Origin of the sequence: Gemmatirosa kalamazoonensis, from assembly GCF_000522985.1 — a bacterium.
Taxonomy (GTDB): Bacteria; Gemmatimonadota; Gemmatimonadetes; order Gemmatimonadales; family Gemmatimonadaceae; genus Gemmatirosa; species Gemmatirosa kalamazoonensis.
Genome location: NZ_CP007128.1, coordinates 18,862 through 31,616 on the forward strand (window position 1 = coordinate 18,862; position 12,755 = coordinate 31,616).

Below are 12,755 nucleotides of genomic sequence, written 5' to 3' on the forward strand. Positions count from 1 at the left end.
CGAACCCGGGCTGCCGCTGCAGTCATGAAGATCGTGATTCGAACCGGTGGGGGCGCCCTCGCACGCGGCATCGTCGCCGCGCTGCCGACGCTGGGATTCCATCGACTGGACCGAGCCGCCCGACACCGTGTTATGACGCGCAGTCGTTTAATACGGGGCGGACTCGGCGGCGTCAACTGTGCGACCAACTGTGACAGACACTGTGGCAATCTAGACGGCCCGGCCGGGCGCGTTTCTCACTTCCACCCCGGCACCGGCGGCGATGCGGCCGGTCGGTCCGCTGGCGCACCGAAGCGCCGCTGACGCGTCATCTCGCCGCTGATCAACCGCACGCCGCGCTGGTACGTGAAGTACGCGTACCCCCACTGCAGCAGCACGCTCACGCGATTGCGGAAGCCGACGAGATACAGCAGGTGCACGAACAGCCAGAACCACCACGCGAGCCACCCCTTCAGCTCGAGCTTGCCGAAGCGCGCGACGGCTCGATGCCGACCGATCGTCGCGAGGTCGCCCTTGTTGAAGTAGCGGAACGGCGCGCGCGGCTCGCCGCGAAGCGTGGCGACGATCTGCTTCGCGGCGTGCGCGCCCATCTGGTTCGCGGCGGGCGCGACGCCGGGCACCGGCGCGCCGCGGTCGACGTACGCGGCGAGATCGCCGACGGCGAACACCTCGGGGTGTCCCGGGATGGAGAGATCGGGATCGACGTGCACGCGCCCCGCGCGATCGACCGGCGCGCCGAGCATGCGACCGAGCGGCGACGCGGCGTTCCCCGCCGCCCAGAACACCGTGCGCGTCGCGATGTGCTCGTCGCCGATGTACACGCCGTCCGGCTCGACGCGCGTGACGACGGAGCCGAGCCGCACCTCGACGCCGAGTCCCTCGAGATCGCGCTTCGCGCGCGCGGAGAGCGATTCGGGAAACGCCGCGAGCAGCCGCGGGCCGCCCTCGATCAGGATGACGCGCGTGCGCGACGCGTCGATGCGACGGAAGTCCTTGCAGAAGCCACGCGCCGTGTCGGGGATCATGCCGACGAGCTCCACGCCCGTCGGCCCGCCGCCGACGATGACGAACGTCTGGTACTGCAGACGCACGGCCGGATCGTCGGCCTTCTCCGCCAGCTCGAACGACATGAGAAAGCGCCGACGCATCTCGTACGCGTCGGCGATGCTCTTCAGCCCCGGCGCCGTATCCTCCCAGTCGTCGTGGCCGAAGTACGAGTGGCGCGCGCCCGCGGCGACGATGAGATAGTCGTATGGCAGCTCGCGCCGCTCGTCGTCGAGATACACGATGCGCCGCTCGACGTCGATCTCGCGCGCCTCCGCCATGAGCACGAGCGCGTTGCGCTGCCTGCGCAGCACCCATCGGATCGGCACGGTGATGTCGCTCGGCGCGAGCACCGCGGTGGCCACCTGATAGAGCAGCGGCTGGAACAGGTGGTGGTTCACGCGGTCGACGATCGTGACGTCGACGTCGGCGTGCTTCAGCGCGCGCGCCGCGGTGAGCCCGCCGAAGCCGCCGCCGACGATCACGACGTGCGGGCGTCCGGTCCGTCCCGCGATCGGTCGCGACACCACGCCGGAGGTGCTCGTCGTCTGCGCGACGCTGGCGTTGGGCACGCCGGTGCTCTGCGTGTCGGCGGGCGTCGCGGACGGCGCACGTTCGGTCGTTCGAGGATCGGTCACACGTGCACCGTCGCGCAAGAAGCGTGACCGGTCACGCGTCCGGCGGCTCCGATGTGTCGGGCACGAGCGGCACGCACGCGGCGACGAGCCGCACGCCGACGCGCGCGCCCTCGGGAACCGCGCGCTCGGCCGTCTCCAGCTCGGCCACGTGCACGTCGTCGAGGCGCACGCGACAGACCGTCACGCCCGCGGCGAAGCGGCGCGCGACGACCTCGCCGGGCCACGCGCTCGCGTCGTCGACCGGAGCGAGCGCGAGCGCCTCGGGACGCAGCACGGCGAGCCAACCGCGGCCCGCGCCGTCGCCGTCGGCCGGCGCGATGCCGACGGCGCGCTGCGTCACGCCGCGCACGGTGAGGTGCACGCCGTCGCCGTCGCGTCGCGCGGGCAGCAGCGCGGCGCGCCCGATGAACTCCGCCACGCCGCGCGACGCGGGGTGGTCGTACAGCGCCTCCGGCGTGCCGATCTGCAGCAGCCGGCCGCGGCGGAGCAGCGCCACGCGATCGGCGATCGCGAACGCGTCGTCCTGGTCGTGCGTGACGCAGAGCGCGGTGACGTGCGAGCGCTGCAGCATCGCGCGCAGCTCGTCGCGCATCGCGATGCGCAGCGCGGGATCGAGGCTCGACAGCGGCTCGTCGAGCAGCAGCACGCGCGGCTCGATGACGAGCGCGCGCGCGAGCGCGACGCGCTGCTGCTCGCCGCCGGAGAGCGCGTGCACGGGACGCGCGCCGGTGCCGCCGAGGCCCACGCCGTCGAGCGCACGCGCGGCGCGCGCGCTCCGCTCCGCCGCCGGCACGCCGCGCGGCGCGAGCCCGAACGCGACGTTCTCCTCCACGGAGAGATGCGGGAACAGCGCGTGATGCTGGAACACCATCCCGGCGCCGCGCCGCTCCGGCGGCAGCGCGGTGACGTCGGCGCCGTCGAGCAGCACCGCGCCGGCGTCGGGCCGCTCGTATCCGGCGACGATGCGCAGCGCGGTCGTCTTCCCCGCGCCCGACTCGCCGAGCAGCGCCACGAGCTCGCCTGGTCGCACGTCGAGCGACAGCCCGTCGAGCGCGGGGCGGACGGCGGCGGGATAACGGCGGGTGAGCGCCTGAAGAACGAGGCTCGCGGCGGGCAATCCGGGCGGGGTGTCGGGCTGGCGGTCACCGGAGTATCGCCGGCACGACGACCTACTGCCTAGGCCCCACCACGCTTCGAGCCCCGAGAAGATTCACGAGCAGCCGCGCCGCGCCCGGCACGCCCGCGGCGAGCTGCCGCTGCAGCGACAGCGTGGTGTACACGTACGTCCCCCGCCCGTACGGCGCGACGAGCAGCGCGCCGCGCGTCGGCGACTCGCCCGGATCGCCCACCTCGAGCGGCGCGCGCCAGCGCGGGTCGAACGAGGCGGGGACGAACGCGGCACGGTCCTGCACCCAGTCCTCGAAGTCGCGGTCGACGATCCTGTTCGGTGCCGCGAGCACGCGTGCGGCGGCGTCGAGCACGCGCACCGGCGACGCTTCGTCGGTGACGAGCCGCGGCGGTCGGCCGAGCGCGATCGGGAACGGCAGCACACCCGGCTGCTCCATCGCGGCCTGTCCCTGCTGCACGACGACCGTGCCGCCGCGCCGCGCGTAGTCGAGCAGCCGCGTGTTCGCCGACAGCAGCACGGGTGCCGTGTCGTACGCGCGCGGCGCGATGACGATGGCCGAGAACAGCGACAGGTCGCCGGTCGGCATCGCGAGCTGGCTCGGGTCGAGCTGGGTGACGGGAATGCCGAGCTGCGAGAGGAGCAGCGGCACGCCGTCGTTCACCGACGAGACGTAGCCGACGTACGGGCGCGCGGGGAGCGCGACGTCCATCGCGACGACGTTCGACCACGCGGGGAAGTAGAGCCGCTGCGGCGGCATGACGTCGGCCGTCACGATGCCGGCGCCCCACCCGAACTTGTCGAGCCCCGACGCGGCGCTGGCCTTCAGCACGAATCGACCGGCGCGCGGCGTGCCGCTGATCACGAACGGCACCACCGCCGTTGCCCCCGGCGACAGCGCGACGCGGCGCGTGACCGAGTCGACGCGCAGGCCGGGCGGCGCCTCGAGCGTGACGTCGACGTCGCGCGGCGTGGCGTACCCCGACGTGACCGTTAGGCGCACGGGACGCGCGAGCGGCACGCCGGCGCGCGCGAGCTCCACCGCGTGGTCGAAGCGCACGACGAGCCCCGGTACCGCGGCCACCGGACGCTCGGCCACGCGCGACGGCTCGGGCGAGCGATAGACGATGGGCGTGTACAGCGAGAAGTCGGTGCCGGCGACGTTGAGCCGCATCATCACGCGCAGCGCGCCGGCCTCGGTCGACTCCTGCATCTCGCGCTCGCTGCGGCCGTCGACGTTGAAGCTGTAGAGATCTCCTTCCCGCCCCGCGAAACGCCACCACGGCTGCGTCACGCTGCGCACGACGTCGGCGACCGAGTCGCGCCAGACACTGTCCGGCTGCAGCATCACCTCGGGGACGACGCGCCCCTTCGCGCCGCCGGCCATGATCGCGAGGTCGACGCGCACGGGCCACCGCCCGCGGTCGTACGCGGCGACGCGCACGCGCAGCGTGTCGCTCGAGTCGGCGACGGTCGCGTGGGCGACGGTCTCGCGCTCCGCCGTCGCCTCGATGGCCACTCCACTGGCGAGGACGAGCGCGTCGTGCGCGCGCCGCCACACGTCCTCCAGCGAGCGCGCGACGTCGGGATCGTACACCGCGCCCCCCGACGTCACGCCGGCGAGCGCCGCGGCGCGCGCGGCGAGCTTCGTGAGCAGCGCGAGCGGCACGACGGCGCGCGACGGGTCCTCGGGGCGGTACGCGGCGCGGACCGCGGCGATCGCCGGCGCGAGCGAGTCCATCGCCGCGGTCATCGCCGCGCTCCCCGCGGGACGGCGGAGCCGCGCGAGCGTGGTGTCGACGCCGGCGAAGAAGGTGCGTGCGCCCTTCGCCGCGGCGACGGTGTCGACCTCGCCCGTGTCGCCGGAGTCGCGCGACGCGACGAGGCGCAGCGCGATCCACGACGCGCCTAACGGTCCGCGCGCGGCGCCCCCCTGCGTGCGATGCCGCGCCCGCGCCTCCGCGGCGACCTCCGCGTACGTGCGGCCGAGGAGCGGCGAGAACTCGCCCGCGTCGAGCCGCACGGTGCCGGCGGAGTCGGGCTCGCCGGGGCGCACGACGCGATACAGCGCGTGCGCGGCCCACGTGCGCCCGCCCGACTGCTTGCCCTCCGCGGCGCGCGCGAACGCCTCGCGCGCGAGCCGTCCCGCCTCCTGGTGCTGCCCGTTGCCGTCGAGCGGCGAGCCGTCGTAGAGCGTGACGATGACGTGCGGTCGGAACGCGCGCACGATCTTCACGACGTCGTCGAGCAGCGCGTCGGTGCCCTCCAGCGCGCCCCAGTGCGCGCGCGCGTCGTCGCCGCTCTTGGACGGCCCGAAGTCGTAGGCGCGCGTGAAGTACTGCTCGGCGCCGTCGACGTCGCGCGCGGCGAGCGTCTCGGCCGTGCGCACGACGCCGAGCGCCTCACCGGTCTCGCCGCCGACGAGGTTGAGCCCTCCCTCGCCGCGAGTCAGCGACAGGTACGCGACGCGCACGTGGCGGCCGCGCGCGAGGAACGCGAGCAGCGGCGTGTCGTCGTCGTCCGGGTGCGCGCCGATGACGAGGACGCGGGCGCTCGTGCCGAGCCCCTCGACGAGGGAGCCTAACGCGGCGGCGCCGCGGTCCTGGGCGAGCGCCGGTGCGGCGACGAGGACCGCCGCGAGCAGGAAGCGGTAGCGCATGCGCGAAGATGACGCGCGGGGCTCACGCTGTCAACTATCACGATAGTAGGACAGCGCCGGCGGTTCAGCGCCGCCGTTCAGCGCCGCCGCTTCAGCGCCGTCGTTCCAGCGCCGCCGTTGGAGGCCTTCGCTCCGAGCAGATTCACGAACAGCCGCGCCGCCCCCGGGTTCCCGTTCGGCAGCTGCCGGAAGAGCGACAGCGTCGTGTAGACGTACGTCCCCCGTCCGTACGGCGCGACGAGCAGCGCGCCGCGGCTCGGCGGCTCGCCGGGGTCGGCCATCGACAGCGGCGCCTTGTAGGTCGAGTCGTAGCTGCGCGGCAGGTAGCGCGCGCGCTCCTGCACCCAGCCCTGCCAGTCGGTCGCGTCGATGCGGTTCGGCGACGCGAGCACGCTCGTCGTGGAGTCCACCACCGTCACCGGCGCGTCGGGGTGCGTCACGCGCTGCGTCGGCTGCGCGACGACGATCGGGAACGGCATCACGCCGGGACGCTGCATCTCCGCCTGTCCACCCTGCACGACGAGCGTCCCGCCGTTGCGCACCCACGTGAACAGCCACGGGTTCTGCGCGAGCAGCGCATCGCTCGCCTCATACGCGCGCTGGCCGATGACGATCGCCGTGAACTTCGAGAGGTCCGTCGACGCGATCGCCGCCGGGTCGAGCATCGTCACCGGCAGCCCGAGCTCGGCGAGCATCGGCGCGACGTTGTCGCCGACGCCCTGCACGTACGCGATGCTCGCCTTCGGCGGCAGCGTCACGCCAACGGACGACAGCCGCGTCTCCGCGACGCGGTACAGGCGCTGCGGGCGGATGTGGTCGTAGTCGACGAGCTGATAGCCGTTCGTGAACCGCTCGCCGTTCGACTCGGCCACGGCGCGGATGGCGTGCGTGCCGGCGGCGATCGTGCCGCGGATGTGGAACGCGACGTCGGCCTGCGCGTCGTAGCGCGGCAGCGTGACGCGGCGCGCCGCCGAGTCGGCGGCCAGACCGTTAGGCAGCTCCAGGCGCACCGTGACGTCGCGCGGCGCCGTGCTGGCCGAGCGCAGCCGCACGTGCACGTCGCGCGCGAACGGCACGCCGGCGCGCGCGTACTCCACCGCGTTGTCGAGCGTGACCGACACCGCCGGCGCGCCGACGAGCGGGCGCCGCACGTCGCCGCGCACGGCGTCCGCGTAGCGGTACACGATCGGCGCGAGCAGCGTCGCCTGGGCGCCGCCCACGGTCACGTCCACGCGCTCGGTCGGCGGGCGCGAGGCGACCTCCTCGCCGCGCACGTCGACCGGCACGGTGAACATGTCGCCGTCGCGCGGGCGGGCGAGCCACCACGCGCCACCCGTGGTCGGCGCCGCCACGCGCCGCCGGAACACCGCCGCGCTGTCGGGCGCGATCGTCGCCGAGGAGTCGCCGACGCGCACCTGCACGGGCAGCGTGCCGCGGTCGTACACGGTCACGGTGACCGGCATCGTGTCGCCGAACGCGACGACCTCGCGCGGCGCCTCGGCGTCCACGGCCACGCCGGCGGCGAGCAGGAGCGCGTCGTTCACCCGACGTCCGACGAGCCGCGCGCGCGGATCGTTCGTGCCCGCGCACACCGCGACGAGCCGCTGCGCGCGCACGAGCGGCGCGACGAGCGTCTCGGGATGGAACGCATCGAACGCCCGGCGCGCGTCGCGGATCGCGGCGGTCAGGGAGTCGCCGATCGAGGCCGTGCCGGTGCACGCGGCCACCGCGCCGGCCGCCGTCGTGTCGACGCCGTCGAACAGGTCGCGCTCGCGCTCCGCGGGCGTGCCCGCGTTCACGCGCGACGCCTCGCGCCGCAGCGACACGATCGACGGGCCCTTTCGCTCGAGCCCTCCCTGCCCCTGCGACTTGTGCTGGCTGCGGCTCTCGGCCGCGATCTCGGCGTACGACCTGCCTAACAGCGGGTCGTAGCGCCCCGCGTCGTAGCGCAGCGTGGCGCCCTGGTTGCCGCGGTAGCTCGTCGAGCGGTAGAACTTCGGCACGGCCCATGGCGCGCCGTAGGTCGCCGTCGGAAAGCGCACGGTGTCGGCCGAGAGGTCGTACGCCTCGCGCGCGATGATGCCGCTCGCCTGATGGTGGCCGTGCCCGTCGGCCGGCGTGCCGCTCCAGATCGCGATGACGACCTGCGGCCGGTAAGCGCGCACGATCTTCACCACGTCGCCGAGCACGCTGTCGTGCGGCCAGTGCTGGAACGTCTCCTCGGCCGACTTCGAGAAGCCGAAGTCGAACGCGCGCGCGAAGAACTGCCGCCCGCCGTCGAGCCGCCGCGCGGCGAGCAGCTCCTCCGTGCGGATGGCGCCCAACGCCTCACCGAGCTCGTTGCCGATCAGGTTCTGGCCGCCGTCGCCGCGCGTGAGCGACAGGTAGCCGGTCTCCGCGTGGCGCCCCTTCGCGAGCAGCGTGATGAGGCGCGTGTCCTCGTCGTCCGGGTGCGCCGCGATGACGAGCACACGCGCCGTCATGCCCAAGCCGTCGACGAGCCGACCCAACGCCGCCGCGCCGCGGTCCTGCGCATGGATCTTCGTCGCGGCCAGCGTCAATGCGGCCGCGCAGAGGAGTCGCTTCATTCGAGTGAGCGTGGAGCGAGGAGCGGGAAGCGTGGACGGGCCTGTTCGCTCCACGCTCCACGCTCCACGCTCGACGCTCGGTTTGGATTACACCGTGGCCGTCTGGCGCGCGGGCTCCGACACGGCGAGGGCCTCCGCGACGATGCGCGCCTGCTCCGCCTTGTGCGCCGACTCGTACCCTTCCGCGGGGCTCGCGCGCTCCGGCCGCCCGACGTAGGTCACGGCGCGGTCGCCGGCGAGGGCGCGCAGGCGCGGCGCGGCGAACGGCCACGCGCCCATGTTCTGCGGCTCCTCCTGCGCCCACACCACCTCGCGCGCGTTCGGATAGCCGCCGAGGAGCGTGGTCAGCTCCTCGGCCGGCCACGGGTACAGCTCCTCCACGCGCACGACGGCGACGTCGTTAGGCACCGAGCCCGCCGTGAGGTCGTAGTACATCTTCGCCGTGCACAGCACCACGCGCCGCACCGCGTCCGCCGCGAGCCCGCGCGGGTCGGGGATCACCGGCTGGAAGCCGCCCTCGGCGAGCTCCGCGAGCCGGCTCGCCGCCGCCGGCAGGCGGAGGAGCGACTTGGGCTGCATGAGCACGAGCGGGCGACGCGTCGAGCGCTTCGCCTGGCGGCGCAGGATGTGGAAGTACTGCGCGGGCGTCGACGGGTACGCGACCTCGATGTTGCCCTCGGCGCAGCTCTGCAGGAACCGCTCGAGGCGCGCCGACGAGTGCTCCGGGCCACCCCCCTCGTAGCCGTGCGGCAGCAGCAGCACGAGCCCCGAGTCGGTGCTCCATTTCGCGCGGTCGGCGACGAGGTACTGGTCGATGATGACCTGCGCGACGTTCACGAAGTCGCCGTACTGCGCCTCCCACAGCGCGAGCGTGTCCGGCGCCGCGACGCTGTAGCCGTAGTCGAAGCCCATCACCGCGGTCTCGGTGAGGGGACTGTTCCACACCTCGAACGCGCCCTTCGCGCCGGGCAGGCTCGCCAGCGGCGTGTGCGTCGCGCCCGTCTTCACGTCGTGGATCACCGCGTTGCGGTGCCCGAACGTGCCGCGCTCCGCGTCCTGTCCGTCGAGCCGCACCGACGTGCCCTCGACGAGCAGCGACGCGAACGCGAGCGCCTCCGCCTGCCCCCACTCGATGCCGCCCTTGTCGCCGAGCGTCTCGGCGCGGCGCGCGAGGATCTTCGCGAGACGCGGGTGCGGCGTGAAGCCGTCGGGCCAGCGCAGCATCGCGTCGTTCAGCGCCGTCAGGCGCTCGGCGGGCACCGCGGTCTCCACGACGTCGGGCGGCGGGGCGGGCGGCCCCTCCGGCGAGTCGTGCCCCTCGGCGGCGGCCATCGACTCCGGCGTCTGCCTGACGCGCTCGTACGCGGCGTCGAAGCGGGCGCGCGCCTCCTTGTCGATCCCCTCGACGTCGGCGGCCGAGAGCACGCCTTCCTTCACGAGCCGCTCGCCCCACACCTGGCGCGGCGTCGGGTGCGCCTTGATGCGGTCGTAGAGCACCGGCTGCGTGAACGCCGGCTCGTCGGTCTCGTTGTGCCCCCACCGACGGTAGCCCACGAGGTCGATGAGGAAGTCCTTGCGGAAGCGCGCGCGGTATCCGACGGCGATGCGCACGGCGGCGATGCACGCCTCGGCGTCGTCGCCGTTCACGTGGATCACCGGGATGTCGAACCCCTTCGCGAGGTCGCTTGCGTAGTACGTCGAGCGCGAATCGGTGGGGTCGGTGGTGAAGCCGACCTGGTTGTTCGTGATGATGTGCAGCGTGCCGCCCACCTGGTAGCCGCGGAGCTTCGACATGTTCAGCGTCTCGGCCACCACGCCCTCGCCCATGAACGCGGCGTCGCCGTGGATCACGATCGGCAGCACGAGCGCCTCGTCGCGCGTCCCCGGCGCGTTAGGCACCCGCTGCTTCGCGCGCGCCACGCCGTCGGCCACGCAGCCCGTGAACTCGAGGTGGCTCGGATTCGGCACGAGCTCCACGTCGACCGCGACGCCGTTCACGTCGCGACGGTTCCGGTAGCCCATGTGGTACTTCACGTCGCCCGTCTCGCTGTCGCTGTCGGCGTTCGGGTGACGCCCCTCGAACTCGCCGAACAGCACCTCGTACGGCTTGCCCATGACGTGCGTGAGCACGTTGAGCCGTCCGCGGTGCGCCATGCCGATCACCACCGAGCGCGCGCCGTCGGCCGCCGTCTCAGCGATCGCGGCGTCGAGCATCGGCACGAGCGCGTCGGTGCCCTCGATCGAGAACCGCTTCTTCCCCTGATAGCGGAAGCCGAGGTACCGCTCGAGCCCGTCCACTTCGGTGAGGCGCACGAGCGCCGCGCGCTTTTCCTCCGGCGTGAGCGGCCGCGTGAGCTGCTCCTCGCGGAGCACCTGCCGGAACCAGTCGCGCTCCTCGTCGCTCGCCACGTGCGAGTACTCGAGGCCGAGCGTGGCCGAGTAGCGCTTGCGGAGCAGGCGCACGACGTCGCCCGCGGTGCGGAAGCGCTCGTCGAATCCGAGCGCCGCGGCCGGGACGTCGTCGAGCTCCGCCTCGGTGATGCCGTAGAACTCCGGCGTCAGCTCGCTCGCGCCGATCGGCGGGCTGCCGAGGGGGTCGAGCTGCACGGCGAGGTGGCCGTACTCGCGGAGCCCCTCGACGAGCCCCGCCGCGCCGGCGGCCTTGCGGGCGATCTCCGGGTCCCCGGCGCCCGGGCCGGCCGGCGCGCCCGACACGAGCCCGGCGAGCGACTCGGCGGCGCGGAAGTACTGCCGCCAGGACTCGTCCACCGAGCCCGGGTCGCGGCGGTACGACTCGTACATCTCCGCGATGTACGCGTCGTTGAACACGCTGGTGATGGCTGGCGAAGTCATGCCTGAATGTAAAAGGGCAGGAGGGCAAGAGGGCGGGAGGGCAGGAGCTATCCCTCTCTCGCCCTCCCGCCCTCCTGCCCTCCTGCCCTAGCGTTCCGGCGTCGTCTCCGGCAGGACCAGCGTGAACGTCGAGCCGCGTCCGGGCTCGGAGGCGACGTCGATGCGGCCGCCTAACAGCTCGGCCAGGCCGCGCGAGATGTAGAGGCCGAGGCCCGTGCCGCCGTAGCGGCGCGTGAGACCCGTGTCGAGCTGCATGAACGGCTGGAACAGTCGCTTCAGGTCGGGCGCCGCGATGCCGACGCCGGTGTCGCGCACCGAGAAGCGGATCCCGCCGCCCCGGTCGGGGGCGACGTGGAGGTGCACCTCGCCGCGCTCCGTGAACTTCACGGCGTTGCCGGCGAGGTTCACGAGGATCTGCCGCACCTTGTCGGGGTCCGTCACGATCGGCGGCAGCGCGGCCGCGGCGCGGTACGAGAACGTGAGCCCCTTCGCCACGGCGAGCGGCTCGATCACCGACGCCACCGCGTGCAGCACTTCCCCCGTCTCGATGCGCCGCGGGCGGACCAGCTCGCGCCCCGCCTCGAGCGCGGAGAACGTGAGGATCTCCTCGATCATCGCCGTGAGCTGGTGCGTCACCGCGCGCACACGCTCCACGATCTCGTGCTGCCCGCCGGTGAGCGGCCCCATGATCTCGTCGGCGAGCAGCTCCCCGTAGCCGGTGAGCGCGGTGAGCGGCGTGCGCAGCTCGTGGCTCACCATCGCGAGGAAGTTGCTCTTCGTCTCGTTCGCCTCGAGCGCTTCCTCGATGAGGCGCGCCTTCCACAGCGCGAGCGACGCGTGGTCGGCGAGCACGCGGAGCCGCTGCTCGTCGGCGTCGGAGAACGCGGGCTCGCCGATGGCGCGCGACACGGCGAGCACGCCTAACAGCTCGCCGTGCGCACCGAGCGGCGCGAGCAGCAGCGGGCCGACGAGCCGGCCGTCGTCGAGGAACGGGTAGAACGCCTCGTCGTCGGCCTCGCCGGCGTCGGCACGCGCCGCGGTGAGCCGCCCGGTGCTCCGGTACTCGGCGAGCGCGCGCGCGGTGAGCGTGTCCTCGAGCGTGAACCGCTTGCCGCGCAGCTCGTCGGGGTGCCCGACGGTGCAGATGAACGTGCCGTAGTCGCCGTCGACCTCGGCCACCGTGCCGCCGCGCGCGTTGCACAGCTCCACCGCGGCGTGGCAGACCGTGTCGAGCAGCTTCGTGGCGTCCGCCTCGGCGGCCATCACCCGCGTGAGCGCGCGCAGCCGCTCCTGCTCGTTCGGCACCTGCGCCGCGTGCGGCATCTGCCGCTCGGCGACGGCCGGCCGCAGCGTGACGACCAGCGTCCCGCGCCGCGAGCGGCACGCCGCGGCCTCGATCGAGCCGCGCTCGCCGCGCAGCGGCACGAGCCGGCACGTGCGCGGCACGCCGTCGGCGAGCGCGGCCCGCAGCAGCGCCTCGTGCGACGTGCGCGCCTCGGCGCCCACGAGGTCCAGCAGCGCCCGGCCGATGAGCGCGTCGGGCCGAGCGTCGGCGCGTCCGACGAGGCACTCGGTGGCGGCCGCGTTCGCGAAGACGATCCGCAGCTCCCCGCTCGCGCAGAGCACACCGCAGTCCAGCGCGGCCAGGGTGTCGAACGCGTCGAACGCGTCGCAGTCGTCGTCGCCCTGTGGCTCGTCGGGCATGGCGTCGTCAGTCACCGTCTGCGCGAACGGCTCCGGAAGATCGGACGGGAGCACGACGTGCGAACCCAGCGTCGGCGCGCGGCTCAGCCTAACGACGCCACGCGCGTCGCGCGCACCACGCGCGGCGCGTGGGCCTCGCAGCT

6 protein-coding genes are annotated in these 12,755 nt (G+C 73.7%); all 6 read right to left on the bottom strand.

The window, feature by feature from the left end; translation table 11 throughout:
• Nucleotides 1-236: 236 nt before the first annotated feature.
• The 6 genes from J421_RS00315 to J421_RS00340 all read right to left on the bottom strand — a co-directional run bounded on the left by J421_RS00315 (nucleotide 237) and on the right by J421_RS00340 (nucleotide 12,612).
• Entirely contained in the window at nucleotides 237-1,574 is a 1,338-nt protein-coding gene (locus J421_RS00315) for an NAD(P)/FAD-dependent oxidoreductase (RefSeq protein WP_201773143.1), read from the bottom strand.
• Between the two features lie 139 nt (nucleotides 1,575-1,713).
• A complete protein-coding gene (locus J421_RS00320) occupies nucleotides 1,714-2,799 on the bottom strand; it encodes an ABC transporter ATP-binding protein (protein WP_025409159.1) in 1,086 nt (361 codons plus the stop codon).
• Between the two features lie 52 nt (nucleotides 2,800-2,851).
• The gene (locus J421_RS00325) at nucleotides 2,852-5,467 is read right to left on the bottom strand and encodes a PIG-L family deacetylase (RefSeq protein ID WP_025409160.1); all 2,616 of its coding nucleotides are present in this window, start codon (nucleotides 5,465-5,467) and stop codon (nucleotides 2,852-2,854) included.
• A gap of 77 nt (nucleotides 5,468-5,544) precedes the next feature.
• Nucleotides 5,545-8,055 carry a PIG-L family deacetylase gene (locus tag J421_RS00330; RefSeq protein ID WP_025409161.1) on the bottom strand — a complete coding sequence of 837 codons (2,511 nt, stop codon included), beginning with the start codon at nucleotides 8,053-8,055 and terminating at the stop codon, nucleotides 5,545-5,547.
• 87 nt (nucleotides 8,056-8,142) lie between these two features.
• Nucleotides 8,143-10,908: a 2-oxoglutarate dehydrogenase E1 component gene (locus tag J421_RS00335; RefSeq protein ID WP_104022080.1), complete on the bottom strand. Its 2,766-nt coding sequence runs from the start codon at nucleotides 10,906-10,908 to the stop codon at nucleotides 8,143-8,145.
• Between the two features lie 87 nt (nucleotides 10,909-10,995).
• A complete protein-coding gene (locus J421_RS00340; protein ID WP_148306073.1) occupies nucleotides 10,996-12,612 on the bottom strand; it encodes a PAS domain-containing sensor histidine kinase in 1,617 nt (538 codons plus the stop codon).
• Between the last annotated feature and the right edge of the window lie 143 nt (nucleotides 12,613-12,755).